Below are 25,245 nucleotides of genomic sequence, written 5' to 3' on the forward strand. Positions count from 1 at the left end.
ATCCTGCCAACACGGCTGCGCACGTGGCGCCGTGCCTTTGCCGACATTGAACGGTCCGGGGTGTCCTTGCTAGATTCGGCCGATGACGAAGACCTTCCGATCCTTGGTTCGACGGGCAAACACATTCCAGGCGGCCGTGGCCCTCACGGCGGTATCCCTCACGGGGTGCAGCGACGATCCGGCGCAAAACCCGCCCTGCGTGGGCGATGCGTGCAATCCCCCCGAGCAGACGTGCGTGCCGACGATGGACTTCGAGGGGCTCGACGGCGGGCTCACGGAGACGCTGCGCAGGTTCTACAATGGCAGCGGCGACGGGGGACTCGCGCACATCACGTACTGGAGCCTCAAGGCAGGGACGCCCGAATTCGACGATCTTCCGGCCGAGGAGCAAGCGAAGGTCAAGAAGATGCAGGCGAGCGTCCTGCATTCGCTGAAGCTCGCGCCAAAGGACGACGTGGCCGGCATCGAGGTCACGGGCACGCTTACGGTGACCGAGGGCGGGGTCACGCGGACGCAGGAGATCGTGCTGAAGATGCCGAATGATTGGAACGGCAAGCTCGTGGTGGCCGGGACGCCCGGGACGCGCAATGAATTCTCGAACGATGGGACGATCGTTCCCTGGGTGCTGAAGCGCGGGTATGCGTACGTGGCCGGGAACAAGGGAATGACGAACGGCGGGGCCGATGGGAACGCGACCTTGCTCTCGAAGACGCACCCGACGCAGCACTGGGGCGCGATGATGCTGGATCTCGCGGCGTGGGCCTCGACGTCGATCGAGATCGTGACGTGCAAAGCGCCGACGCATGTGTATGCGGTGGGGCTCTCGAACGGCGGATACCAGGTGCGGCGCGCGCTGGAGCTCGATCACGAGCGCGAGAAGGCCGGCGGGAAGCGGATCTTCGCGGGCGGGCTCGATTGGTCGGGCGCGTACTGGCCCGACGCGCGGGTGCTCGACAAGGACAAGGACGGGACGGTGACGCCGGCCGAGTATGCCGCGGCAAACCACCTCGTGAGCACGAACGAGCGCGCGGCGCTGGCGATGAAGTGGGCCTACGATCCCGCGACGCTCTCGACGCCGGCCGCGTACACCGAGATGCCGCCGTTCTCGGGGGCGCAGGATGCGATGATCGCCGCGGGTTTCGGCGCGCCGTCGGCGACGATCTGGAGCGCGTACAACACGGCGTTCGATTCGCTGAAGGCGTCGCTCCCGCAATTCAAGGGGATCGGGTACTACAACTTCACGGCCTATTACTTCAAGGCGGAGCTGCTCGGCCACGATCTCACCGAGAGCGCGGCGTATAGCTGCTTCCCGCCGAACGACATGGATCCGCCGCCGTTCTACGCGTTCCTGACCTCGGCCGAGGACGCGGGCTGGACGCCGGAGAGCGTGTCGTTTGCCCTGAAAAACGCGAATACCGGCGAGTTCTCGGCGCCGCTCGTGAGCATCCACGGCGACGCGGACGGGCTACTCGGGGTGATCGCGAACGCGGAGGCCTATCGCGACGCGGTGACCGCGTACGGCGATCCGGACATGTACCGGCTCTACGTGGTGGCCGGCGGCGGCCACGTGGATCTGCATTCGGACGGGGTGCTCGATTTCGATTTCGACGGTACGCCGGCCGAGGAGGGCGCCCAGGACAAGTTCACGATCCTGCAGCCCTACGCGGAGCGCGCATTCGACGCCCTCGTGGAGTGGGCCGAGAAGGGCACGGCGCCGCCGCCGAGCAAGACGCTGGCTACGGATTTGGTGAACGATCAGCTCGACGCGTCGAAGATCGAGCTCTGAAGAGGACCCTCAGGAGGGCCGCTCCGGCGCATCCGCTGCGAGCCGCCCTCGCTGGCGCCGCGCCTGCATGCGCCGGAACTTCTCCCGCAGGTGATAAAGCGTCTCCAGGAGCGCGCCCAGGAATTCGAGCGCCTCTTTTGCGTCCTGGTGCGAGGCCTTCGGATCCGTGGGCAGCACGCCGACGTCGCCGAGGAACCGGAGCTCCTCGCCCCAGCGGCAAAGCTCCTCGCTGATGAGGCCCTTCGTGTAGAGCGCCCGCAGGCCGTCGAGGAAACGCTCGTGATCGGGCGCGAACTCGCGCACCACGACCTCCAGCGTGCGCCGCGCCATGACCGCCGTGGCCATCCACGCGCCGGCCGCCTCGCACCGCAGCGTCTCCTGGTACGACTCCATCACCCGCGGCGGGAGCTCGAAATCGATGGGCCGGAGCACCGAAGGCCAGAGCTGCCGCGGCTCCGCGGCCGCGCCGTCGGTTTCGTGCTCGTATTCGACGAGCCCAACGCGGTTGCAGCGGGCGCAGTGGCCGAAGACGTAGTCCTTCGAGGTCCCGTCCTGCTGCTGGTACTTGTGCTCGCCGTGGTGCACGAGCTGCACCTGCATGCGACACGCCTGGCAATAAAAGCTCGGGTTGCGCTGCGTCGACATGGCTACTCCTCGCGACGATGGATGCCCACTCTTTCACGGAGGCCCGCCGGGAGCAATGCCCATTCCGTGCCCGACGCACCTCGGCGCCCCCCGTGCGCGGGCCCCCCTGGGCTACTCGTCTTCCGGCTTTCCGTCTTCGTACTTCGGCGCGAGCGGCGCGCTCTGCCCCTTGGGGTCGAGCAGCTCGAAGGTATTGACGCAGAGGCCGAGCGGGACGACCCACACGTCCCATATGTCGAGCGGCGCCATTCCGATGAGCGCGAACAGGCGATTGCCGTCCTCGAACATCGTGATGCGCAGTCTGAGCTTGCCGAAATCACTCGCCTGCACCGCGACCGCGTCCGCGGCCCAGCCGAACGGGAACTTGTTCAGCTTCATGCGCTGGAGCGCGAGCTGCTGGAGATAACATTGCCGCTCCAGCCATTCAGCCACATTGCCCTTCTTCGGCGCGGGGCGGACGCCGACCGTGAAGAGGATCGGCGGGAGCATCTCCTTCGCCGCGCTGAAGAGCGCGAGCGGGGCGAACTCGGACTCCTTGGAGAAGTCGATCTTGGACGCCGGCGCGGGCTGCTGATACCAGCCGTCGGGCAGGAGAATGCTGAAATCGAGATCCGAGCGAGGCTGCCGGACCGTGACGGTAATGCAATCCTTCAGCTCTTCCGCGTTCGGGAAGACGCCTTGGGTCGGGAGATCCGGATCGTCGAGCGCCATGTCGAGCTCTTCCTTGCTGGAATCGAGTCTAGCACCTTCGTCACGAGGGATCGTCGAAGACGAAGAGGTGCGCGAGGCCCTCGCCGTCGACGGCGATCGTGCGGCCATCGAACAGGCGGGGCGTGCCGATGATCTCGTCCGGCTCGGCGAGCGCGGCGAAGGTCTCGCGCTTGACGTCGAGCAGGATGAAGCGGGTCGTCGCCGGGCGCTCCTCGTCGCCGGGCTTTTCCGTGCGGAAGAAGGCGACAGAGCGGGCGCTCTGCGTGAACGTGGGCGTGCGCGCCGGGTCGAGGTAGCTGCTCTCGTAAAGGACGTGGCCCTCGCCTTCGAGGCGCGGGACGACGATGAGCGCGGTTTTCTCCTGGTCTTCGTGCACGCAGAAGAGGCCGAGCGTCGCGCCCTTGGGTGACCAGAAAGGCAGGATGTGGACGTTTCCGCCCGGGATCTCGGTGAAGATCGAGGTCACGACCGCGTTTTTCTCGCGCTTGACGAGCCAGACCTCGGAGATCTCCTCGCCCTCGCGCCCGGCCGTGTATACGATGTGCTCGCCGTCGGGCGAGACCACGATCTGCGCAGGGAACGAGGGATCGGCGTCGTCCTCGAAGGGGCCGAGCGCGCGCGGCTCTTCCTCGTCGAGCCCATACCGAAGCAGCGATTTGCGATAGGGATCCGCGACAAGGATGGCTTTGCCACCGGCTGTCCAGCCAAACCCCGTCCCTTCCACGCGCCGGATCTCGCCCGGCGCATCCGCACTCGCCCAGCCGACGGTGCCGCGCGCGCCATGACCGAGGAGCGGCGCGACGCGATACGCGATGTGCGAGCCGTCCGGGGAAAATGCGAGGTCCTCGACGCGGCCGGGCTTGAAGGGGACGAGGAGCCGGACCGAGTGGGCATTGTGGATCTCGCCGATCCAGATTCCGGTTTGTCCCTCGGGACCGTCTTCGCGGACAAAGGCGATACGATGGCCGGAGGGCGCGAGCCGGCAGAGCCGCAGGACGGCGTCGCTGGGCACGGGCGCTTGGAGCGTGCGGTGCTGGTAGCGGAGTCCGGCTAGTTGGGTGGCCATGCCGTGAAATATCCGTTGAGCTCGTGCAGGCGTTCGATGAAATCAGCGAGGTCCGGATCGGGCGCCGGCTCGAGCTCGCGGACGGCGAGCAGGCCGATCGTGATGGATTCGCGCTCGTCCTCGGTGGGCGTGCGGTCGTTCGCCGTCATCGATTGCATGGCGGCGAGCTGGCGGGCGATGGATTCGTAGGTGACCGAGCGCGGGGCGCCTTGGAAGCGCGCCTCGGCCTCGATCTGCGTCTGCGCGAGGACGTCGAAAAAATCCTTCCGGTTGTCGAGCGGACGGTTCATGCGGGATCAGGCGGCGGGCTTCACGCCGATTTCGTTGATGTTCGAGTTGTTGCCGATGTAATACTGGGTCGCGCCGCCCGGGGTCATCACCGGCTTGTTCTTCACGCTCCACGTGTCGAGGATCTTCGCCGCCGTGGTCTTCAGGTAGGGCGTGGACGGCGGAATGGCATACGGCTTCGCGATCTTCTCGACGACCGTGCCGTCCTGCTTCGTTCCCATCCAGCCAATGCCGAGATCGGGCGGCGTGGCCATGGAGCTCGCGAAGTAATTGCCCTTGAACCCGCCCGGGACCTGCCATTGCGTGAGCCGCTTCGGCGCCGGCGGCGGCGGACCCACGGAGAGGGGCTCCTTGAAATCGACGCCCCTCATGTGACTCAGGATCTCGTTGATCTCCTGCGGGTAGTTGTAATTGCGCACCTTCCCGAGGGCCTGGTCGAATTTCTGGCCGTTGTCCTTGTAGAAGTGGAGCGCGATCTTCTTCCGGGCGGCCATCTGCGCGACGCTGCTGCCCTTCTCCGCGGCGATCTTGAACATCTGCGGCGTCGGGGGCCGGAAGCCGATGATCTGGCGCTGCATGGCCAGGCGCACGGCCTTGGGCTTGGGCTGGCCAAACGTCTCCAGAACCGCGCCGAGCGTGCGACCCTGGGGCCTTCGCGCGCCGTCGCTCGCGCTGCCCTCGACCTTGGGCGCTCCCCCGGGCACGCTCTTCGTATTGACGTAGACGTGTTTGCCCTCGATGATGACGTCTCCGCCCGATTTCAGGACGACGTTGCGATCGGCGAGCAAATTGATGTTCGCGTCGTCGAGGATGCTCGTGCCCTTGCCCGTGGTGAGCGAGATCTTCGGGTGGACCGTCTCGATCATCGTCTCCTTGAGCACCATCGTGGGCTCGTTCGGTTTGTCCGGGTCTTTCTCCCGGAACTCGACCATGGCGGCGACGCTGCGCTGGCCGACCATGACGTTGTCGACGGCGCCGATGAAGGAGCTCCTGTTTGCGCCCACGAAGATCGAGCGATTCGCGCCCGTCCGCTCGTTTTCGTTCGCCTTGACGAGCTTCGAGAGGTTTCGCTGGGCCTGCATGTAGAGCACCTCCTTGCCCGCGGCATCGTCGAAGGTGATCTCGTTCCAGCCCTCGGATTTCGGCGAGGACTGCGATTTCCACGTGCTCACCGTCCGCTGCTCGGGGAGGTTGAAAGGCACGGGCGCGACCTTGTTGTAGGCGCGGCCGAGAAGGACGGGTTGATCCGGATCCCCTTCGAGGAAGCCGATCAAGACCTCCTGGCTCACGCGCGGCAGGACGATCATACCGAACGCGCCGCCGGCCCAGCCCTGGCTCACGCGAATCCAGCAGGACGATTGATCGTCGTATTGCCCGTCGCGATCCCAGTGGAATTGCACGCGCACGCGGCCGTGCTCGTCGGTGTGGATCTCCTCGCCCTTCGGGCCGACGACGATCGCGCTCTCGACGCCCTCGACGACGGGCTTCGGCGTGACCTTCATCGGCCGGAACCGCGTCTTCTCCTCGACGAACGCGGCATACCCGGAGAGCGTCCACTCGCCGTCGTGCGTGCCTTCGAGCGAGACCTCCGTGCAGAGGAAGCGGCCCGCCGAGACGTCGCCGCGCGGGTGATTCTCGATCTTGAAGAGCAGCCCCGGCGCGAGGTCGTACGCGTTCGCGTCGAACTGGAGCTCGCGCTTGCCGCGGCGCGCGGCCGCGAGGTCGATGTCGGCGACAAGCTTGCCCTCGGGGTCCGCAGGGACGCGCGGCTGCTCGCGCCGATCCTTGACGAGCCCGGCGGGCGTGTACCGGTAAAGCTCGTAAAAATCCTCGGGCTTCGAGGCCTTCTCGGCGTCGCCGAGGAGGTGGAAATCGGGGCGCACGAAGTCGTAATCGCGGAAGCTCGCCGCGCCGGGGCGAATGCGGTGCGCGATCTTGACGTTGCGGACGAACTCCTTGCGCGCGTCCTGGTTCGGCGCGTACACGAAGGGCAGGATGGGGCGCTCCTCGCCCGCCTCGGGTTTGTCCGAAAGGATCAGCTCGGTCGTGTACGTGCCGGCGTTGCCGCCGCCGACCTGCTTGAAGAAATAGGAGATGCCCTCCTCTTCGAGCAGGCGGCTCACGAAGTCGTAATCGCTCTCCTCGTACTGGACGCGATATTCGTGCTCCTGGTGCTCGTCGACCGTCTTCATCTGGTGGACGATCGAATACTCGTCGAGGATCTGCTTGACGATCGCGGGGATCGTCATGTGCTGGAAGATGCGGTTCCGCTTGCGGAGCCTGAGGAGCCACATCTGCGGCACGATCCGCACGAAATAGGTCGAAAGACCCGTCGGCTCGGCCTGCACCATCTGAATGTGGCTGGCGACGCCGGACCACGCGCGCGGCCCCGAGAGCGGGCCGCCCATCATCAAGAATGCGGCAGGTCTCCCGACGAACCCCTCGAGATCGAGCCCTGGCAGGCGCGAGCGCGCGAGCACGCCCACGTCGAACGAGCCAGAGATCGGCTCCCGGACGGAGAAATGCCGCACCGAGAGGGAGTCTTCATTGTTTTCGAAGGCAAGCTCCAGCAGCGCCATGATCGGCCTCTTCGGTTACGTCAGATCGTGTCGTCCGGATCGTCTTGCTTCACGGGGCGCAAGGGCGGGAGCGCGCGACCGTGCGTGATGTCCGCGACGCGCGCGAACCAGCGCGTCGTCCACGTGGCGGCGAGATCCCTGAGCTTCTCCATGCCCTCGTCGAGTATCTCCCGCGTCGTCGTGGCGAGGGGGAAATCCTTCTTCAGGAAATACATGCGTTTGTCCGGGTCGAGGTGGAAATACCCTCCCCCCTGGTCGAAGAGCCCGCCGATCGCCGGATCGTTGAGCGCGCGGCCGACCTTCATGAAGGCGTCGATCTGCGCCTCCGGCGCGCCGTCGCGCCACGCCTTCGCCACGAAGACGCGCCCGACGAGCGCGTCCTTCTCGGGCTCGTGCCGGAAGCCGAACTCGCCGAACGAGATGTCCCCGTTCGCATCGAACGCCGCGTCGTAGCGGTTTTCTTTGCGCGCGTAGAACTGCATGAGGGCCTCGGCCCTGTCCCGCCCCGGCGGCATCGCGCTGTTCGTCGCCATCGTCGTCCCTTTGCCTTCCGCCTCGGCGCCTTATTTGTTCTTGCCGCAGCCGCAGGTGTCGCCGGTGTTCCGGTTCTGCTGCTGGTAGGCCTTGAAATAAAGATCGTCGTCGATGCCGTGGTATTCGGTCATCCCCGGCAGCCAGTGCTTGTCGAGGTTCTTGCCGTTCGTCTCGAAATCGGCAGCCTGGCCGCGCTCGCCCGAGAACGTGACGACGTTGCCGCCGCCCGCGTACTTCGCGTGATTGCTCGGATTGTCGCCGAGGCCGAACACCATCGGCGTCGCGTCGTTCACGTGCACGTAATGCGTGTACTTCGGCCCGTTCACCCATTGCGGCGCCGCGGAGCCGAAGCTCGTGACCTTGACGTTCTCGTCGAGGCCCGCGTTCGGCGAGGGCGAACCCGCCTTGAGCGTGTTGTTCGCGTCGTAGAGCGCGAGGCTCGTGACGGCGCCGCCCTGGCTATGGGCGAAGATCTCGACGGGCCGCCCCGACTCGCGCTCGGCCACGACGAGGTCGCTCAGCGTGTTCACCGCGGGGTTTCGTCCGTCCGTCGTGAGGTCCTTCTTGCCCGCCGCCGCCTCGCGAATGAGGCGCCGATCCTTCGAGGTCTGCTGCGCGTCCTTGGCAAACCCTTCGGTGGCATTGTAAACGCCGACGACGGTGGCGCACGTCATGTCGCCGAGCTGCTTCAGCGTCTCGCAATGGGTGGTGCGCGTCGTATTGATGCCGTTGACGTAGAAGATCGTGCGCGGAGGTTTGCCCTCGGTGCATTTCGCGCAGCAATCCTTCGTCGCCTGCGAGGTGTTTCGCGCAGGATCGTCCGGCCGTTCTGGGTCGTAGGCCGAATGGGTCGCCGACGATGGGTTGTAGCCGCTTTTCTTCGCGTTTTCTATATCGGCCCGCGTGACCTCCTGGCCCTTCTGGGTGAGCGGCACGCATTTGCCGTTCACGTAGCCGAAGATCGCGCCGTCGTGGTCGACGTCCTTGCCGGTGCACGCAATACAAGGCTGGGCCGGGGGTTTGCCCGTGAAATGCTCCTTGGCCTTCGCATACGCGTCGCTGACGGCCTTCGCGCCGGAGTCGAGCGCGTCCTTGCCCGCGCCGAGCACGTTGTACCCGGCGTCCGCCACGGCCCGCGTCGCGCCCCGGACCCCTTCCTTGACGGTGTCCTTGACCGCGACCGCGGCATTGCCGACGGCCTTCGCGCCCGTCACGACGGCATTGCCGACGGCCTTCGCGCCGCTGACGATCCCGTCGCCAATCATCTGCGCGCCACCCGTGATGGCGCCGGCTGTCTTCTTGGCCGCGTTCGAGGCCGCGCCCAAAGCTCTCTGCAATAGACCGCCACCAGGCATGACTCAGGTCTCCTCGAGCGTACGAAGAAGCTTGCGCGTGAAGTCCGAGATCCACGCGGCCTTGTCACCGGACGAGAGGTGCTTGGCCGCGAGCGTCTCCGCCACGGCCGGCATCGCCGTATCGAAATCACCGCCGAGCGCCCAGGCCGTGATCACGTACGTCACGAGCTCGAGCTCCGTCGTGAAGCCGTGCAGCGTGCGCGCACGATCGATCTGTTCGGCGACGAAATACTTGAGCGAAGGCCTCGGCTCCTCCCGCGCGTCCGGAAACTGCGTCTGGAGGAAGTTCACCGTGCGATCCGTGAAGCGCTCCTCCGAGGCCTTGGAGAAGGCGCGCATCTGCGCCGGGCGCAGCTTGTAGAGGACGTCCTCGCGCTTGCGCGGCGCGCCCTCGACGAGGCGTTTCCAGAAGAGCGCGCCGAGGCCGTCTTCCGTGGGGATGCCGTACTCGCTCACGGGGCCGTAAAAATCGTCGAGCTCCTGCGCGGTGCAGCAGTCGAGCCACGTGACGAGCACGCGCGGATCGTAGAAGCGGAAGTTCATCTTCGTGCCCGCCGGCGACTGGACCAGGAGGTAGCGGCGGAAGTGACGACGCACGCCTTCGAGGTTCGTGTCGGCGATCGCGAAGATGCAGAGGCTCGGATCCTCGGTGAGGCCCTCGCGCAGCCAGGTCCAGGTCGAAGGATCGACCTGGAAGAGGTACGGCGCGGCGTCGGCCCACTCGCTCGCGTCCTTGGGTTTGTAGAGACAGACCGCGGCGTGGGGGCCGGCTTGCGTGGCCTTCTCCGCGACGAACGGCGCGTCCGCAGCGTCGACCGCGGCGAACAGGCGGCCCGATCGCGTGAGGCGCTCGATGCCGTCGGCGAAGGCCGCGGTCGTGACGAGAGGGGACTCGTGCTCGTTCATGCCGTTGTCCATCAAGCCTCGTTCTCCCTCAGAAGTCGCACTTGATCGGCGTGAACGGCGCCGCCGCGCGTTTCGCGGCCTTGAGCGTCAGCGCCTGGGACTTGTTGCGGATGCCGACCGCGTCGACGATGACGCCCGGCGGTTGATCGGGCGGTGGCGCGCCGGGAACGTACGGAGGCGGGGTGCCGCCGATGAGCACGGTCATGCAGCCGATCGCGATCGGATCGATGCCCGCGACGCCGGGGACGCCGGGCGCCTTCGGGGGCTCCTTCTTCTCCTCGGCGGGGCCGATCTCGATGTTGAGCTTGAAGCCGAGGCCCGCGAGCAAGGCGCCGACCTTCGCGCCGAACCCCATCTGGAGCTTGCCGTCGCGGTAGCCCGCGTACGCGCTCGCGCGCGCCTCCGCGGTGAGCAGCGCGCCCGAGGCCTCGCCGCCGATGCTGACGTCGAGGTTCACGAGCGGGATCGTGAACGTCTTCTTGCCCGAGGCTTTGCCCTCGACGACGGACGCGCCCGCGCCCGCGCCCGCCTCGACATACGCGGACTCGACCTTGCCGTTCTTGACCTCGAACTGCCCGCCCGCGGCCGCGTCGGCCTTCGCGGTGAGGACCTTGGCCTCGCCCGAGACTTCACCCCAGCCCTTCGCGTCGCCGGCCTTGCCCGCGGCCGCGAAGAGCGAACCTTCGATCTCGGCCTTGCCGCCGGCGTTCGCCTTCATGTTGCGAACGTTCTCGATCTCGGCGGTTGCCCCGATGGAACCCTTCGTCGAGCCGGAGAAGAACTGCGCGTAGTTGTCGACGGGTTTGCCGTCGGCGCCCTTGGGCACGGTGGTCGCGCTCCAGAGCTCCTTGTTCGCGCCGAGCGCGACCTTGGGCTTCCACGCTTGATCCTTCGGATCGCGGCCGTGCGCGACCTGATCGAGCGCCTTGTCGCCGGCCTTGTTCTTCGCCTGGTCCCAGGCTTCGCCGAGCGTCTTGCCCGTGCCCTCGCCCTCGGTGGCGTACTTGTTTTCCTTCGTCGCGGACCCGTCCGCTTTGAAGGTCCACTTCGCCTGCTCGGGTTTGGCCGCGTCGCCTCCGCCGACCGCGGTGGAGGGCATCATGCAGGTGCACGCGTCGCCCACGCGCGCGGCGCCGACCTTGTTGATGAAGACCGTGAACGACGTCTGCGTGACGGGCCCGGGGCCGTGCAGCGGACAGACGTGTTTGTCGGTCAGGCGCGCGGCGGGCATCCCGCCGATGGTGACGTCGGGCGAACCCTCGGCGAGCACGCCGCCGTGCACCGTCAGATCGCCTTTGCGTGCGGCTTGCGGCATGGCGGTCTCCTAGCAGTTGATCTTCACGAACGGGCCGCCGTGGATGACGACCTCGCCACCCGCGTTGAGCTTGATGTCACCGTCGGCCTTCAGCGTGATCGTGGCTCCGTCGAGCGTGATCGTGGCCTTGCCCGTGGTCAGCGTGATCTTGCCGTCGACCATCTCGATCATGGTCTCTTGCTTCTCGACGTCGGGGTTGCCCATGGCCTCGACCTTGAGGTCCTTGGGTTTGGCCATGATGAGCGCGTACTTCGAACCGACGAGCGTGGTGTCGACGGCGCCGACGACGCTCGAACGGTTTGCCCCGACGACCATCGTGCGGTTCGCGCCGGTGCGCTCGGTCTCGTTGCGCTTGACGAGCTTCGAGAGATCACGCTGCGCCTGGACGAAGAAGAGCTCCTTGCCCGCCTTGTCCTCGAACATGATCTCGTTGAAGCCGCCGGTCGTCGGCGAGCTGTTCGTCTTCCAGGTGCTCTTCGTCTTCTCGTCGGGCAGCTTGTACGGGACGCGGTTCTTGCCGTTGTAGAGGCGGCCGACGATGACGGGTTCGTCGGGGTTACCTTCCCAGAAGCCGACGAGGACCTCCTGGCCGATGCGCGGGATCGTCATCATGCCGTACGCGGCGCCGGCCCAGCCCTGGCTCACGCGGATCCAGCAGGTCGAGTTCTCGTCGTACTTGCCGTCGCGATCCCAGTGGAACTGCACGCGCACGCGGCCGTACTCGTCGGTGTAGATCTCCTCGCCCTTCGGGCCGACGACGAACGCGCTCTGGATGCCGTTGATCTTGGGGCGCGGCGTGCGCTGCGCGGGCCTGTGCAGGACGTCGATGAACGTGGCCTCGCCGGAGAGCGTCCACTCGCCGTCGGGCGTGCCTTCGTGCATCGCCTCGAGGACGAGGAGCTTCTTGCCCGGATCGAGATCCTCGCGCGGGTGGTTGTCGATGCTGAAGATCACGCCCGGCGCGAGATCGAAGGCGTTCGCCTCGTACGAGACGACGCGCTTCGTGCGGCGCTCGGCTTCGAGCAGGATGTCCGCGCGGCGCTTGCCTTCCTTGTCGTCGGTGAAGGCGCCGTGCTCGTAGACGTATTGCTCGAAGAAGTCTTCCTTCTTGGTCTTCTCGGCCTCGCCGCGGAGGAGGAACTTGGGTTTTTCGAAGTCGTAGTCGCGGATCACCGCGGCGCCGGGGCGAACCTGGTGCGCGAGGTGGACGCGGCAGATCCACTCGTTGTTGCCGGGCTGGTTCGGGTTCTCCGCGTGGCGGATGGGCTTGCGCGCCTCGCCGCGCGTGGGCGCGTCCGCGAGGTGGAGCTCGCTGACGATCTTGTCGCCGTTCATCGCCTGGCCGAACCAGTACGAGATGCCTTCTTCCTCGAGCAGGCGGCTCACGAAGGCGAAATCGGTCTCGCCGTATTGGACGCGGTACTCGTGCTCGGGGTGCGGCTCGGTGAGCTTCTCCTTGGGCGTGATGCCGTACTCGCCGAGGACCTTCTTGACGATGTCGGGGATCGACATCTTCTGGAAGATCCGGTTGCCCTTGCGCTGCGTGAGCAGCCACATCGTGGGCACGATCCGGATGAGGTAGGTGGAGAGTCCGAGCGAGGTGCCGGTCGGCGGCTCGACGTCGATCTGCTCGGCGTGGCTGACGACGCCGGTCCAGCCGCGTGGCACGTTCAAGTTGCCAATCGCGAGCAAGCCTCCGGCCTTGCCGACGAGCGATTCGAGGTCGATGTCTTCCTTCGGCGAGCGCGCGACGATGCTGGCGCTGAAGAGCGTCGAGATGCCTTCGTGCACCGAGAAGTGCCGCACGGAGAGGCTCTGCTCGCCGGACTCGAAGGAGAGATCGAGGATCGCCATTGGCACAGCCTACGAAAAGCAGGGCGAAGCATGCAAGGGGGCCGAGCCATGCGAAGGCATATCGACACCCCGCGTCATGGGCGCCGATGAGCTATCCGTGAAAAATGATGCCGACGGTGTAGATTGGCGGGCGGTGGAGGGACTTGTCGTGACCGGGCCTTCATTCGCCGGGGCGCGGTGGTCCGGCACGCTGAGGCAGAAGGGCTGGATCGACAGGGTCAGCGAGCAGCGTCGCGGAGCTGTTTCTTGAAGGTGAGGCGGACGATGGGGACGATGGTGGGATCGTTTTGGATTTCGCGTTCGAATTGGAGGACGTCGTAGTAGCCGCAGCGGCTCTTGCCGGGGTATTCGCGGCAGGCCTGGGGGCGGCCTTCGTAGATGGTGCAGCCGCGGGTCTCGGGGTGGAGGAATTTGCAGGATTTGCCGAAGAAAGGATCTTTCTTCCGGCGGAGGATGCGGCCGCCGAAGCGGTGCACGGTGAAGCGTTTCTCGGCGACCTCGGGCGTGAGGCCGAAATGGGCGGCGAGCCGCTTGACGTCCCGCGCCGTCACCTCGACGCGCTCGTAGATGGAGCAGCAAAATGCCACGCACTTGGTGCAATCGTATTGAACGCGCGTTCGTCCGGCGGCCACGGCTGACTCCAGGGAGAGTTGGAATTGGATGGATGCCGCGTCACGCGACGAGGCGGCGCGAGTCTAGGCGCATCGAAGGCGCGGGTCGAGGGGGTTCGTCCGAGCAGGCGATGTGGGCAAAATCACGCAGCCTAGACGAACTCATCCCGTCCCCGGTGCTCTCCCGCGCGTCCTGGGCGGCCAGGTTTGTGCGTTGTGTCGCAATTCGTCGTGACGGGGTCGAATGCGGGCGCTACCTTTCAAGGACTCACGCGGAGGTGCTGTCATGCGCGTTTTCTTGAGCGCCGCTCCGCTTGTCTTGCTGCTTGCGTGCTCGCGCCCGGCCTCGCCCGGCGACCACGGCGAGTCGGCCGATGCGGCTTCCGCGCCGCCGCAAATGCAGAACCTGGCGTCGATCGGGCCCGCGAAGACGAGGCCTCTGTCGCCGCAGGGCGGGCGGCGATTCCGGGTCTCGCCGCTGGGAAACGACGCAAACGATTGCTCGGAGAGCAAGCCCTGCCGGGAAATCCAGCGAGGCATTTCCCTGGCGACGGCGCCCGGCGACGTGCTCTTCGTGGAAGACGGGGAATACGCGCGGTTCACGGTGGACGGGCTGCGCGGCGAGCCGGGCCGGCCCATCACGATCTTCGCGATCGGCAAGCGCGCGGTCGTCCGGCCGGATCCCGATTGCAAGAACAAGAACGCTTGTCGGGACAACATCATTCTGCGGAGATCTCACCACGTCGTCCTCGACGGGATCTCGTCGTACGGCGCGCCGCGGGCCGCGGTGGCGGTGTTTTACGGGACGAATGTGGCGATCCGGAACGGGACGTACTTCGACAACGGTCGGTGGGGGATCTTCTCGTCGTTCGCGGACGATCTCGTGGTCGAGAACAACGAGGTCCGGCGGAGCCGGCGCGAGCACGGGATCTATCTGTCGAACAGCGGCGACAGGCCCGTGGTGCGGGCGAACGTGCTGCGCGACAACGACGGCTGCGGGATCCAGATCAACGCCGACATGCGCGAGAGGCCCGAGTTCGACAAGTCCGGCAAGAGTTTCTACGGCGGCGTGGCCGACGGGCTCGTGACCGGTGCCGCCATCGAGCGGAATCTCATCATCGGCAATGGCGCCGGGCTGCTCGCGAACAACAAGAAGCGCAAAGGCGCGGGGATCAACCTCGACGGCGTGCAGGATTCGATCGTCCAGGGGAACGTGCTCTACGACAATGCCGCGTCGGGCATCGTGGCGTTCGGCGACGCGGATGGAAGCGAAGAGGACGCGGAGGAGGACGGGGACGGTCGCTTCGGGCCGAAGGGGCTTTCGATCGTGCACAACACGGTGGTGATGCCCGAGGGGGCGCGGAGCGCGCTGCAGGTGCGATTGAGCGCAGGGCCGAACGTGGTGCGGAACAACATCCTGTATCATCGGGATGCGCGCCGCGCAGGGCTCGAGCTCGTGACGGAGAAGGACGCGAAGCTCGTGGAGAGCGACGGGAACGTCCTTGATCGGGTGGCGATCGGGGAGAGGGTGCGGCCGCTCGAAGATTGGCGAAAGCAGCTCGGCAAGGACGGGCATTCGCTGTCGCTGCCGCTCGCGCGGCTCTTCGTGGATCCGGCGCGGGGCGATTACACGCTTTTGCCCGCGTCTCCGGCGGCGCGGGCGGCGACGGCGGATCCGGTGGACGAGCACCAGGATTTCATGGGGAAACCACGGATGAGGCGGGAGAAGGGGCACAGCATTGGCGCCTGCGAGGTGGCGCCGGCGGAGCCGCAAGGGGTCAGGGCATCACCAGTCGGACCACGCGCTCACCAGCGATGAGGACGAGGTCCTTGCCGTCAACGGTGACGGCACGGACGCCGCGCGGTGCAACGGAGAGGGGCGGCGCGCCGTCGGCCGCGAGGCGGCCCGGCGCGCCGCTGCCGAAGACGTGCGCAAAGTGGCTCGAAGGCCCGATCGCGCCACTCGCATCCGGCTCGACGACGACGAGCGTGTGGCCGAAGTCGTTCGCGATCACGAGCTCGCCCGTCGGGAGGAAGGTGATGTCGCTCGGGCGATTGAGGCGCAGGTCGGAGAGGGCGCCGGGCTTGGCGACGCCGTAGCGCTGGCTGTCGCCCGGGATGACGTTTTCCGCGGTGAAGGGGCCGGCGGCGGGGATGCGGCGGACGGCGTTGGAATCGTACGAGGCGACGTAAAGGTCGCCGTTCGGCGCGAAGGCGATGCCGCTGATGTTCGGGCCGAGGCTCTGCGGGACGTCGTCGACGTAGCCGGGCTCGAGCGTGACGCCGAACGTGGTGATGGCCTGGTTCGTGATGTTGATGATGCGGAGGTAGTTCGCGTCGGCGAAGTAGAGCGCGCCGTTCGGGCCGATCGTGGCCTTGCCCGCGCCGGTGTTGATGGCGACGCGCGCAGCCGTGGCGAGGCCCGCCGCCTGCTGCTCGGCGGTCGTGGCGGCGCGGCCGTCGCCCGCGACGACGGAGAGCATGCCCGTCGCAAGGTCGATCTTCGACACGCGCGGCAGGCTCGCCTCGAGGAGGTAAAGCGCGCCGCCCGCGAGATCAAAGCCGCGCAAGGAGGCGAGATCGGAGGCGAGCGCCATCCCGTTCGGGCCGATGGTGTTGCCGGTGTAGCCCGTGCCGGCGAGGGGCATGAGCAAGTTCGTCGTGCGATCCTGGGCCACGACGCGCGCGTCCGAAGTGTAGATGTAGCGATTGTTCGCCGCGTCGACGCGGATGGAGCTCAGGCTGTTCAGGGCGCGGAGCGAGAGGCCGGGCAGGTTGTCGATCTTGGTCGGGCCCGTGCCGGCGACGGCCTCGACGAGCCCCGGATTGCCGGCGGCGTCGAACAGGACGCGGCGCAGGCGGCCCTCGGCGAGCACGAGGAGCGAGCCGTTGCGATCGACGAAGGGGCGCGAGAAGAGCGCGAACGTGGCGCTCTTCGCGGGGCCGCCGTCGCCCGTGTAGCCGGCGTTCGGGATGGCCTTGCCCATGTCCCAGCTCCCGGCGACGAAATCGATGCAGTCGTTCTCGTCGAGCGCCGTCGCCAGGTTCCCGCCGGCCGGGCGAATGCGGCGGATGAGGCCGTGGCGGCTGCCGACGAGCAGGTCGCCGCGGACGGGATCGACGATGACGCCGCTGTTGATGCCGAGCGGCGTGGTGATCGCGGGGCAACCCTCGGCGGGCAGGCTCGAATTGTTGCCGTTGCCCGCGAGGTGCACGCTCTCGACGTACATCGGATCGCCCACCGGCGGGCGGTTCGCGGGGATCTTGCGGAGCTGGATGGACGTCGCCGTGTAGATGCTGCCGTCGGCGTCGAGCGTCACGGTGAGCGGATTGACGGCGCCGATGTTCGCGATCTGATCGACCGCGTCGGCCGCGATCGTGACGCCCCAGGCCGTGGTGGCCGTGCCCGTGGTGTTGATCGCGCGGATCGTGCCGTTGCTGTTGTCCGCGACGAGCAGGATCGAGCCGTCGGCCGTGAAGGCGAGGTCGGTGATGCCGTTGAAGCTCGCGCTGAGGCGGTTGCCGCCGTTGCCGCCGTTGCCGCTCGACGCGGTGCCGGCATAGTCCGTGACGGTGCCGTCGGTGCGCTTGGCCCGGAAGATGCGGAAGCCCGACGCGAAATACGCATCCTGCGTGACGGGGTGGATCGCGACGGCGGCGACGCCCTCGGGCGCCTGCGCGACGGTCTGGATGGTCTTCGGCTGGATCGTCTTGCCGAACATCGTGACGGGCATCGAGCCGTTGTTGATGACGCGGACACGCTTGCGATCGGCGATGTAATAGTTGTTGGCCGCGTCCGTCGTGACGAACCCGCCTTCGATGGAGGCGAGCAAGGGATCCGCGCCGTCGCCGATCTCGTTCTCCTCGGGGCCGCCGCCGGCGAGGATCTTGTAATCGCCCGAGACGCCGAAGACGCCGGCGTTCGTGGTTTGTCCGGCCGAATCGATGAGGATCTCGGCCGGGCCGAAGTTGACGGCCGGGACTTCCACGACGAGCCGATCGGGCTCGGCGGAGAGGACGACGGCGTCCACACCGTCGAAGGTGACCTTGTTCATCGCGGCGTCCGCGGCGAAGCCCGTGCCGCGGAGAACGAGCGCGCTGCCGGGAGCGCCGCCGGCCGGGGTCGTGTCGAGCACGGAGAGAATGGGCGTGGTGCCGGTGATCGTGGCCGCGACGTAGCTCCGCGCTGGCATTCGTCCCGGGGCGGCGAGGTTCAACGGGCCGGTGACGGCGTCCGCGGGGACGGTGACGACGACCTGCGTGCCGGCGGCGTTGATCGAGGTGACGGGCGCAGGCGCGGCGGCGCCGGCAAACGTGACAGAAAGGTCGGCGGGTTGCAGGCCGACGAAGCCAGCGCCGGTGAGGGTGATGCTCTCGCCGGGTGCGTGGGGCGCGTCGAAGCCGGTGACCGCGAGCTCGGCGGCGATCGAGGCGTCGGTGATCGTGAGCGGGAGCCAGTTCGAGCGCAGGCCGTTGACCTCGATGGCGATGGCGCCGGTCGCGAGCGTGGACTCGGAGTTGCCGACGCCGAGCGCGAAGGCGAGATCGCCGGGAGTCGCCTGGTTCGTGACGATCTTGCGGCGCGTGCCGCTGCGGCCCGGGATCGCGAGCTGGTTCGCCTCGACGGACGCAGGGTCGAAGCCGAGGCCCTGGACCTTCAGCGTGGAGGAGAGTTTGGCCTGCGTGACGTCGGTCGAACCGGCGACGGGCAGGTGGGTGAAACCCGGGGAGAACGTGGCTTGCGGCGTGCCGTCGAGGGTGAGCGTGACGACGCGGGTGCGGGCGACGGCGGCGGGCGTGGTGACGCTGAGGGTGCCGTCGTCGAGGACCATGACGTCGGCGGCCGGGACGTTGCCGAAGAGGACGCCGACGGCGCCGACGAAGCCGTAGCCGCTGATCGTGACGAGCTCGCCACCGGCGGCGCTGCCGGCGGCCGGCTGCATGCCGATGATGGCGACGGCGGGCTCGACCTCGATCGTGTAGTCCTGCGTCGCCTTCTGGCCGTCGGGGCCCGTGGCCACGAGCGAGACGACCTGTGGCCCTTCCTGGCCTGCGGCGGGCGTCCACGTGACTTCGCCCGTCGCGGCGTCGACCTGCATGCCGTCGGGCTTGGTCGTGAGCGAGTAGGTGATCGTGTCGCCAGGGAGGGCGTTTTCCTGAACGGCCTGCGACGCGTAGAGGTAGGGGTCGCCGACGCGCGCGACGAGCACCGGCGATGTGGTGAACGAGACCGGGCCGCGCATTTCTTCGTGTCCGCCGGCGCCGGCGCTCCCGCCGTTGCCGCCTGCGCCGCCGCTCCCGCCCATGCCGCCGACGCCGCCCGCGCCGCCGCTGCCGGCGGGGTTCGTCGTGCCGGAGGTCGAGGGCGCATCGTCGGAGCAACCCGTCGCGAAGGCGGCGAGCGGGAGGCTGATCAGGAACGCGAGCGAGAGTCGGCTTTTCGCGCGGGAACGCATGGCGTGCTCCTCCTGTGACGGAAGGGAAGGATCGAGGAGGATAGAGCGGAGACGCCGGCGGCAGAAGGGGGAGGATGACAGCAGAGGACGATTCCCGTGTGCCTGGACGAGCTCCGCTTCACCGAACCATGTCGTTCGTCACCCAATCGATGACGGAGCCATGCTGCGGGTTCCAGCCGAGCTCGCGGCGGGCTTTTTCGGAACGGACGCGGCTGTTCGAGCCGAGCGCGAAGACGGCGAGCTCACGGCCCCACCGGGCGATCGCCTGATCGGCGGGCCACGACTCCGCCGCGCCAAGCCCGAGGGCCTTGCCGATCGCGCGGACGAGATCGCCGAAGGAGGCCTCGCCATTCTCCACGTAGTAAAAACTCCCTGCCGGCGCCTTCTCCAGCGCGAGCAGATAAAGCTCGGTCATGTCGGCGATGTGGACGTTCGACCAGATGTTGAGGCCGCGGCCGATGTAGCGCGGGATTCCGCTCTCCTTTGCCTGGGCGCAGAGCGGCGGGATCTGCACGCTCTGGGCGGGCGGGCCCAGCGTGTGGCCGTAGATCAGGCTGTTGCAGAGCACGACGGTTCGCACGCCGGGGGCGGCCTCGACGATGCGCTTGTTCAATGCGACGCGGTGTTCCTTGTCCGGCTCCGGCACGACCTGCGTCTCCTCGGTGAAGATCGCACTCGACGGTTCGCCCATCGCTTCGTCGCCAACGAGGCTCGTGCCGCTCGTGTGGAGGAACGGTTTGCCCGAGCCGGCAAGTCCGGCGAGCAGTGCGATGGCGGCGCCCTCATGGTCGCTGTCGGCGGCATTGATGACGGCATCGGCGGCCTTCGCCTCGGCGGTGAGCAATGCGGCGTCGTCGAGCGTGCCGAGGACGGGGTCGATGCCCTTCGCGCGCACGCCTTCGACCTTCGCAGCCGAACGGACGAGGCCGCGCACGACATGCCCCAGGGAGGCGAGCCGCGCGGCGACCGAACCACCGATATAGCCGCTTGCACCGGTCACGAAGATCTTCATGCAACACTCCTTTTCTCGAGGCCTGGACGATGGAATCACCGCGGCCCTTTGACAATCCGCCGCGCATGCGCATGACATGTGAATCCCTTTCACAAGGCAGGGGTCGAGATGGACAATCGCATGGGCGAGATGCGGGTCTTCGTGCGGGTGGTGGAAGCCGGCAGCTTCTCGGAGGCGGCGCGTCAGCTCAGGATGACGCCGTCGACCGTGAGCAAGCTGGTCGGCCGGATCGAAGAGCGGATGGGCGTGCGCCTCGTCGAGCGCTCGACACGACGCCTGTCGTTGACCGACGAGGGCCAGGTCTACTTCGAACGAAGCGGCGCGCTCCTCGGCGAGCTCGACGATCTGGAAAGGGAGCTCGCGCAGGGAGGTGCGCACGCGAGGGGGACGGTGCGCGTCAACGCGTCGGTCGCCTTCGGCGTGCGCGGGCTCTTGCCGCTCTTGCCGGGTTTCTGGGAGGCGTATCCGGAAATCGTCGTCGACGTGTCGCTGTCGGACGAAATCGTCGACCTCTACCTCGATCGCACCGACATTGCATTTCGCGTCGGCGCGCTCGGCGACTCGAACCTGGTCGCTCGAAAGGTCGGCACGGCACGCCGCCGGATCGTCGCTTCGCCGGCCTATCTGAAACGACACGGGACGCCCCGGACCGTCGAGGATCTCGAGCGCCACAATTGCCTAGGCTTCAACTTTCGGCGGTCGGCGCCGGTGTGGCCCATGCGGCAGGGCGGTCGTGTCGTCGACCGAACCGTGCGCGGCAGCTTGCTCGCCAACAACGGCGAGACGGTGCGCACCATGGCCCTCGCGGGCGTCGGATTGGCGCGGCTCGCGGACTTCCACGTCGATCCCGACATCGAGAGCGGACGGCTCGTCGAAGTGCTGGCGGACGAAGAGCACAGCGACGTCGAAGACGTGCACGCGCTTTATCTCGGGGGGCAGCGCGTGCCACAACGCGTCCGCGTGTTTCTCGACCACATGGTCCCGCGGTTGCAATCGTTCATGGCGCGTGGCGGAGACGATCGCCACGGTCGGGACGCCTCGTCAGGTCCGCGGGGCGGCTCGCGTGAGCGGTCGCGAAAGGCCCGCACGCCCCCGCCTCGTGCGGCTGCGTCGCGATGAAGTCGCGCGGGCGGCGCGTCGTCGTGTCACTTCGCGCGCACGAGCAGCTCCTTGGCCACGTCCACGAAGAGGCGCAGCGCCGGGGAGCATTGCGCGCGGCTCGGGTAGTAGAGGAAAAAGCCGGGGACCTTGGGCGCGTAGGGCTCGAGCACACGCTCGAGCCGCCCGGTGCGTAGCTGCTCCATCACCATGGGCTCGAAGGCGTATGCCAGCCCCAGGCCTTCCTCGGCCATGGCCACGCCGAGCTCGCTCTCGTTCGTGACCACGCCTCCGCGCACCGGCACGCGCCAGTTCCTGCGACCCCGCTCGAGCTCCCATGCGTAGAGCGCCCCGGTGGTCTGCATGCGGAAGGTAATGCATTCGTGGCGCAAGAGATCCTCGGGGCGCTGCGGCGTCCCGTGGCGCGCGAGGTAGCTCGGCGCGCCCACCACCACGAAGCGAAATGCGTCGGTGAGCCGCACCTGCACCATGTCGCGCTCGATGGCCTCGGTCAGCCGCACGCCCGCGTCGTAGCCCTCCGCCACGATATCCACGAAGCGGTTTTCGAGGACGACCTCGACCTCGATCCGCGGGTGACGGGCGCGGAAGGTAGGCACCAACGGCGCGATGATGAAGGGCACCGCCGCCCTCGGCACCGACAGCCGGACCCGGCCCACCGTCTCTCCCGGCTGCGCGGAGACCTCGGTGAGGGCGGCGAGCGCCTGTCTCATTGCCGGGCCGGCGCTCTCCACGAGCCGCCGCCCTGCATCCGTCAGCGACACGCTACGCGTCGTGCGGGCCAGGAGCACCACGCGTAGCTGCTCCTCGAGCTGCCGCACCGCCTGACTCACGGCGGACCTGGAGACGCCGAGCTCGCGCGCCGCGCTGCTGAAGCTCTGCAGGCGCGCCACGGCAAGGAACGCCTGGAGCTGGGGGAAGGGCGCCGTGTTCATGCGGAGGATCCGGCTTCAAGCGCGCCTCATTGTCAAGCATGGGTTAACAGCCCGTTGGCTCCCCGGCGCCTAGTCCTCCGCGGGACCGGGGCGTACGTTTCTTCGTGCACGGGGACGGAGCCGAGTCGAAGGCTTATTCCGCCGCCGGTCCGACAGGAGAACGTTCAATGCAGAAGCGCAAACTTGGAAACAGCCATCTGGAAGTCTCGGCGATCGGCCTCGGCTGCATGGGACTGAGCTTCGGCTACGGCCCACCCACGGACAAGCAGGAGGCGATCTCGCTGATTCGAACGGCCGTCGAGCGCGGCGTCACGTTCTTCGACACGGCCGAAATCTACGGCCCGTTCACGAACGAAGAGCTCGTGGGCGAAGCGCTCGCTCCCTTCCGCGAGCAGGTGGTGATCGCCACCAAATTCGGCTTCAACGCGGACGTGGGAGTGTCTTCCCTCAACAGCCGACCCGAGCATATCAAGCAGGTCGCGGACGCGTCGCTGAAACGCCTCCGGACCGACCACATCGATCTGTTCTACCAGCACCGCGTCGACCCGGATGTGCCAATCGAAGACGTCGCGGGCGCGGTGAAGGAGCTGATCCAGGAGGGCAAGGTCAAGCACTTTGGCCTCTCCGAGGCTTCCGCCAAGACGATCCGCCGCGCCCACGCGGTCCAGCCGGTCACGGCGGTACAGAGCGAATACTCGCTGTGGACGAGAGGCCCTGAAGCGGAAGTGCTGCCGACCCTCGAGGAGCTCGGTATCGGGTTCGTTCCATTCAGCCCTCTGGGCAAAGGCTTTCTGACGGGCAAGATCAGCGAAAACACCACGTTCGCGAGCTCCGACATCCGCAACATCATCCCTCGATTCACGCCGGAGGCAATGAAAGCGAACCAGGCCTTGGTCGATCTGCTGGGCCAGGTCGCGGAACGGAAGAAGGCGACCCCGGCCCAGATTGCTCTGGCATGGCTCCTCGCGCAGAAGCCATGGATCGTACCGATCCCCGGCACCACGAAGCTGCACCGCCTGCAGGAGAACATCGGAGCAGAAAGCGTCGAGCTTTCGCCTGACGATCTCCGTGAGATCGAGAGCGCCGCCTCGAAGATCACCGTGCATGGGGCTCGCTATCCCGAACACCTGGAGAAGAGGACCGGGCTCTGAGCAAGGCGGGACGGGGGCGGCAAGGGGAGCTGATGCGATGGAACGCGTCGTGTAGCTAGCCTTCCGCGTTCGGCGTCTGCTTTGCCTTTGCGGCCTGCTTCGCGCGCCGTCGCGCGGTCGCCTTCTCGGCCGCCGCGAGGAGCGGGGCGCGAATGGCGTCCACGGCGGCGGCGGGGGCGCTCGATTGTTCGAGGTTCGTGAGCACGGCCTTGGCGACCTTCGCCCAGGCGCGCCTCCGCTTCCGGATCTCGGCCGGCGAGACGCCATTCTTTTGCGCCTCGGCGGCGGCCTGCGGCTTTTGATTCTCGATGGCCCCGAGCTTCTGGCCTGCGTCGCCGAGCTGCACTTCGGGTCTGATCCGGGATCGAATCAGAGGGGAGACACTCGACGTCATCGAGCGGGAGGCCCGCGCCTCACTTCCCGGCGAGGCACTCGGGATTGCAGCGCTCGGCGATGCAACCGTCGAGTCGAGTGGCCTCGTCGGAGGGCTCGAAGAGCTGGCCGCACGTGGCGAGGCAGGCCTGGATCATCGCAGCACGGTCGCTGTCTTCGAGCACGGGCGTCCCGGCGGGGGGCGGCTTGCGGCATCCCATGCGGCACCCGAGCGCTTGGGCCGCGCTGGGGGTGAAGGCCACAGGCGGAGAACAGCAACGAGACTTGACGCACGGAGCGCAGGACTCGGACAGGCTCTTCGTCATCGTGCACGCGGCGACTGATTCGGGGCTCACCGGCGCCGGGCTCGCCTCCTCGATGGGCATGCTTGTCGAGGCCGAGGTGGGCGCGGGGGTCGGGGCGGCCACGGGGCTCGGCTCCGAACCGCCACACGCGACGAGGAAAACTCCCAGCAGGGGTACAGAATGAAGTTTCACTCGCCCACGCTAGCACTCTCGCGCTGGTGCTGGACCGGCGGAGCGCGATTGGCGGGGAACCATGAGCCCAAAGCAAAACACGAGGAGCAATCCGAGATATACGGCTCGGGCCCGCATCGGTGCGCACGCCCCCGCGCCGCGAAGTTCGTCGAGGATCAGGGCCAGAGCTCGAGCGTCACGGATTCGTGGGAAAACCCCACGACCTCGACGCCGAGGCTTTCGAGCTGGAGGAGCAAGCCGAACGGCGATTCGAGATCGGCAAATGCACGGCCGACCGCAGCCGGATCCAGGAAGAAACGCGCGCCCAAGGACCTCGGCTGCGGCTCCACGCGACTCCCTTGCGCGACGAGCTTGCGCCACGAGAGCTCGCCGACGGCCGCGACGCATGCGCGGGTCCACGCCCCCCACCAGGTTCGTGGAATCGGGACGTCTGCGAGCCCGCCGGGGACCTGCCGCATCAGCTCGACCATGAGAAGGAGGGCCGCTCGCTCCGGCGGCCGCTCCCGATGGATCCCGGTCCTCCAGACGGGGCGGCGGATCGATTCGCGGCGGCCTTCGGAGAGAGCCCTCGTGCTTCGACCGAGCGCATCCAGGGCGCGCGTGGCCGCGAGCGCGAGACGTTCGGCCTGCGCGACGAGCGGGGCGAATCGCGAGAAAGCAACGGCGTCCTGCGTCGTGATCGGGTGGTGCACGGCGCGCGCGGGCGGAACGCCGGGGCTGCGGCAAAGCGCGATGGAGACGGCGCAGGCGCGCATGCGTCGCCGGATCGAGCCGGGCGCGCCGCCGATGCCCACGCCGTGCAAATGAAAGAGCCGCAGTGGGTCGTCCTCGTATCCCTCGCGGGCGCGATGCATTCGGAGCCGATCCCAGGCCTCGAATGGATCCCGCGTCGACGAGGCGATGCGGCCCGTGAGGTCCCGTCGCTCGGGCGTGTCGAGCTCGAGGCGCGCCACGGCGCGAGGCCATACGCCGGTTCGAACGGCTTCGGCGAGCGCCTCGACGCTCATTCGAATCCGTAACGCACCAGCGGGAGATTGAGATGCGGCGAGCGGCCGG

Annotated in this window: 21 protein-coding genes; 4 read left to right on the forward strand and 17 right to left on the reverse strand. The window is 67.5% G+C overall.

What is annotated here, in order from left to right; translation table 11 throughout:
- The first annotated feature begins 82 nt into the window (after positions 1-82).
- The gene (locus tag KEG38_RS21695) at positions 83-1,786 is read left to right on the forward strand and encodes an alpha/beta hydrolase domain-containing protein (protein WP_272421580.1); all 1,704 of its coding nucleotides are present in this window, start codon (positions 83-85) and stop codon (positions 1,784-1,786) included.
- 9 nt (positions 1,787-1,795) lie between these two features.
- Here the strand turns inward: KEG38_RS21695 and KEG38_RS21700 are convergent, their stop codons facing one another.
- The 11 genes from KEG38_RS21700 to KEG38_RS21750 form a co-directional block, all read right to left on the reverse strand.
- A complete protein-coding gene (locus KEG38_RS21700) occupies positions 1,796-2,431 on the reverse strand; it encodes a DUF4145 domain-containing protein (RefSeq protein WP_272421582.1) in 636 nt (211 codons plus the stop codon).
- 111 nt (positions 2,432-2,542) lie between these two features.
- A complete protein-coding gene (locus tag KEG38_RS21705) occupies positions 2,543-3,142 on the reverse strand; it encodes a hypothetical protein (RefSeq protein WP_272421583.1) in 600 nt (199 codons plus the stop codon).
- A 40-nt stretch (positions 3,143-3,182) separates the two neighbouring features.
- Positions 3,183-4,208, reverse strand: coding sequence for a TolB-like translocation protein (locus KEG38_RS21710; protein WP_272421584.1), 1,026 nt, complete (start codon positions 4,206-4,208; stop codon positions 3,183-3,185).
- Positions 4,193-4,498, reverse strand: coding sequence for an immunity protein Tsi6 family protein (locus KEG38_RS21715; protein WP_272421585.1), 306 nt, complete (start codon positions 4,496-4,498; stop codon positions 4,193-4,195). The genes KEG38_RS21710 and KEG38_RS21715 overlap by 16 nt, the downstream gene beginning before the upstream one ends.
- Before the next feature lie 6 nt (positions 4,499-4,504).
- Entirely contained in the window at positions 4,505-7,075 is a 2,571-nt protein-coding gene (gene tssI, locus KEG38_RS21720; RefSeq protein ID WP_272421586.1) for a type VI secretion system tip protein TssI/VgrG, read from the reverse strand.
- Positions 7,076-7,095: 20 nt separating this feature from the next.
- Positions 7,096-7,608: a hypothetical protein gene (locus tag KEG38_RS21725; protein WP_272421587.1), complete on the reverse strand. Its 513-nt coding sequence runs from the start codon at positions 7,606-7,608 to the stop codon at positions 7,096-7,098.
- Positions 7,609-7,638: 30 nt separating this feature from the next.
- Positions 7,639-8,964: an alpha/beta hydrolase family protein gene (locus KEG38_RS21730; protein WP_272421588.1), complete on the reverse strand. Its 1,326-nt coding sequence runs from the start codon at positions 8,962-8,964 to the stop codon at positions 7,639-7,641.
- Between the two features lie 3 nt (positions 8,965-8,967).
- Positions 8,968-9,882 carry a DUF4123 domain-containing protein gene (locus KEG38_RS21735; protein ID WP_272421788.1) on the reverse strand — a complete coding sequence of 305 codons (915 nt, stop codon included), beginning with the start codon at positions 9,880-9,882 and terminating at the stop codon, positions 8,968-8,970.
- Positions 9,883-9,898: 16 nt separating this feature from the next.
- Complete coding sequence (locus KEG38_RS21740; protein ID WP_272421589.1) at positions 9,899-11,185, reverse strand: PAAR domain-containing protein; 1,287 nt, start codon at positions 11,183-11,185, stop codon at positions 9,899-9,901.
- A gap of 9 nt (positions 11,186-11,194) precedes the next feature.
- On the reverse strand, positions 11,195-13,039 hold the full coding sequence (locus tag KEG38_RS21745) for a type VI secretion system Vgr family protein (protein WP_272421590.1): 1,845 nt from the start codon (positions 13,037-13,039) through the stop codon (positions 11,195-11,197).
- Positions 13,040-13,257: 218 nt separating this feature from the next.
- Entirely contained in the window at positions 13,258-13,671 is a 414-nt protein-coding gene (locus KEG38_RS21750) for a YkgJ family cysteine cluster protein (RefSeq protein WP_272421591.1), read from the reverse strand.
- A 265-nt stretch (positions 13,672-13,936) separates the two neighbouring features.
- Here KEG38_RS21750 and KEG38_RS21755 point away from each other — a divergent pair, with 265 nt between their 5' ends.
- Positions 13,937-15,469 (forward strand): right-handed parallel beta-helix repeat-containing protein, encoded by a 1,533-nt coding sequence (locus tag KEG38_RS21755; RefSeq protein WP_272421592.1) that lies wholly within the window; start codon positions 13,937-13,939, stop codon positions 15,467-15,469.
- Here the strand turns inward: KEG38_RS21755 and KEG38_RS21760 are convergent.
- Both KEG38_RS21760 and KEG38_RS21765 read right to left on the reverse strand, forming a co-directional pair.
- Complete coding sequence (locus tag KEG38_RS21760) at positions 15,429-19,106, reverse strand: IPT/TIG domain-containing protein (RefSeq protein WP_272421593.1); 3,678 nt, start codon at positions 19,104-19,106, stop codon at positions 15,429-15,431. The two genes, KEG38_RS21755 and KEG38_RS21760, sit on opposite strands and share 41 nt — an antisense overlap.
- Before the next feature lie 118 nt (positions 19,107-19,224).
- Positions 19,225-20,118 carry an NAD-dependent epimerase/dehydratase family protein gene (locus KEG38_RS21765; protein WP_272421594.1) on the reverse strand — a complete coding sequence of 298 codons (894 nt, stop codon included), beginning with the start codon at positions 20,116-20,118 and terminating at the stop codon, positions 19,225-19,227.
- A gap of 108 nt (positions 20,119-20,226) precedes the next feature.
- Here KEG38_RS21765 and KEG38_RS21770 point away from each other — a divergent pair, with 108 nt between their 5' ends.
- Positions 20,227-21,237, forward strand: coding sequence for a LysR family transcriptional regulator (locus KEG38_RS21770; protein WP_272421595.1), 1,011 nt, complete (start codon positions 20,227-20,229; stop codon positions 21,235-21,237).
- 26 nt (positions 21,238-21,263) lie between these two features.
- On the opposite strand, the gene KEG38_RS21775 is transcribed toward KEG38_RS21770, so the two are convergent.
- Positions 21,264-22,169 carry a LysR family transcriptional regulator gene (locus KEG38_RS21775; RefSeq protein ID WP_272421596.1) on the reverse strand — a complete coding sequence of 302 codons (906 nt, stop codon included), beginning with the start codon at positions 22,167-22,169 and terminating at the stop codon, positions 21,264-21,266.
- 167 nt (positions 22,170-22,336) lie between these two features.
- Here KEG38_RS21775 and KEG38_RS21780 point away from each other — a divergent pair, with 167 nt between their 5' ends.
- Positions 22,337-23,320: an aldo/keto reductase gene (locus tag KEG38_RS21780; protein ID WP_272421597.1), complete on the forward strand. Its 984-nt coding sequence runs from the start codon at positions 22,337-22,339 to the stop codon at positions 23,318-23,320.
- A gap of 55 nt (positions 23,321-23,375) precedes the next feature.
- On the opposite strand, the gene KEG38_RS21785 is transcribed toward KEG38_RS21780, so the two are convergent.
- From KEG38_RS21785 to KEG38_RS21795, 3 genes are all read right to left on the reverse strand, one after another.
- Positions 23,376-23,666, reverse strand: coding sequence for a hypothetical protein (locus tag KEG38_RS21785; RefSeq protein WP_272421599.1), 291 nt, complete (start codon positions 23,664-23,666; stop codon positions 23,376-23,378).
- A 67-nt stretch (positions 23,667-23,733) separates the two neighbouring features.
- The gene (locus tag KEG38_RS21790; protein WP_272421600.1) at positions 23,734-23,913 is read right to left on the reverse strand and encodes a hypothetical protein; all 180 of its coding nucleotides are present in this window, start codon (positions 23,911-23,913) and stop codon (positions 23,734-23,736) included.
- Between the two features lie 431 nt (positions 23,914-24,344).
- Positions 24,345-25,196 carry a hypothetical protein gene (locus KEG38_RS21795; RefSeq protein ID WP_272421601.1) on the reverse strand — a complete coding sequence of 284 codons (852 nt, stop codon included), beginning with the start codon at positions 25,194-25,196 and terminating at the stop codon, positions 24,345-24,347.
- Positions 25,197-25,245: the final 49 nt, after the last annotated feature.

Source organism: Polyangium jinanense (assembly GCF_028435265.1).
Classification (GTDB): domain Bacteria; phylum Myxococcota_A; class Polyangia; order Polyangiales; family Polyangiaceae; genus Polyangium; species Polyangium jinanense.

Excerpts from the sequence above, each read along its gene's own strand:
- KEG38_RS21695 (WP_272421580.1), top strand. The coding sequence starts at position 83 with ATGACGAAGACCTTCCGATCCTTGGTTCGACGGGCAAACACATTCCAG.
- KEG38_RS21700 (WP_272421582.1), bottom strand. The coding sequence starts at position 2,431 with ATGTCGACGCAGCGCAACCCGAGCTTTTATTGCCAGGCGTGTCGCATG.
- KEG38_RS21705 (WP_272421583.1), bottom strand. The coding sequence starts at position 3,142 with ATGGCGCTCGACGATCCGGATCTCCCGACCCAAGGCGTCTTCCCGAAC.
- KEG38_RS21710 (WP_272421584.1), bottom strand. The coding sequence starts at position 4,208 with ATGGCCACCCAACTAGCCGGACTCCGCTACCAGCACCGCACGCTCCAA.
- KEG38_RS21715 (WP_272421585.1), bottom strand. The coding sequence starts at position 4,498 with ATGAACCGTCCGCTCGACAACCGGAAGGATTTTTTCGACGTCCTCGCG.
- tssI (WP_272421586.1), bottom strand. The coding sequence starts at position 7,075 with ATGGCGCTGCTGGAGCTTGCCTTCGAAAACAATGAAGACTCCCTCTCG.
- KEG38_RS21725 (WP_272421587.1), bottom strand. The coding sequence starts at position 7,608 with ATGGCGACGAACAGCGCGATGCCGCCGGGGCGGGACAGGGCCGAGGCC.
- KEG38_RS21730 (WP_272421588.1), bottom strand. The coding sequence starts at position 8,964 with ATGCCTGGTGGCGGTCTATTGCAGAGAGCTTTGGGCGCGGCCTCGAAC.
- KEG38_RS21735 (WP_272421788.1), bottom strand. The coding sequence starts at position 9,882 with ATGGACAACGGCATGAACGAGCACGAGTCCCCTCTCGTCACGACCGCG.
- KEG38_RS21740 (WP_272421589.1), bottom strand. The coding sequence starts at position 11,185 with ATGCCGCAAGCCGCACGCAAAGGCGATCTGACGGTGCACGGCGGCGTG.
- KEG38_RS21745 (WP_272421590.1), bottom strand. The coding sequence starts at position 13,039 with ATGGCGATCCTCGATCTCTCCTTCGAGTCCGGCGAGCAGAGCCTCTCC.
- KEG38_RS21755 (WP_272421592.1), top strand. The coding sequence starts at position 13,937 with ATGCGCGTTTTCTTGAGCGCCGCTCCGCTTGTCTTGCTGCTTGCGTGC.
- KEG38_RS21760 (WP_272421593.1), bottom strand. The coding sequence starts at position 19,106 with ATGCGTTCCCGCGCGAAAAGCCGACTCTCGCTCGCGTTCCTGATCAGC.
- KEG38_RS21765 (WP_272421594.1), bottom strand. The coding sequence starts at position 20,118 with ATGAAGATCTTCGTGACCGGTGCAAGCGGCTATATCGGTGGTTCGGTC.
- KEG38_RS21770 (WP_272421595.1), top strand. The coding sequence starts at position 20,227 with ATGGACAATCGCATGGGCGAGATGCGGGTCTTCGTGCGGGTGGTGGAA.
- KEG38_RS21775 (WP_272421596.1), bottom strand. The coding sequence starts at position 22,169 with ATGAACACGGCGCCCTTCCCCCAGCTCCAGGCGTTCCTTGCCGTGGCG.
- KEG38_RS21780 (WP_272421597.1), top strand. The coding sequence starts at position 22,337 with ATGCAGAAGCGCAAACTTGGAAACAGCCATCTGGAAGTCTCGGCGATC.
- KEG38_RS21790 (WP_272421600.1), bottom strand. The coding sequence starts at position 23,913 with ATGGGATGCCGCAAGCCGCCCCCCGCCGGGACGCCCGTGCTCGAAGAC.
- KEG38_RS21795 (WP_272421601.1), bottom strand. The coding sequence starts at position 25,196 with ATGAGCGTCGAGGCGCTCGCCGAAGCCGTTCGAACCGGCGTATGGCCT.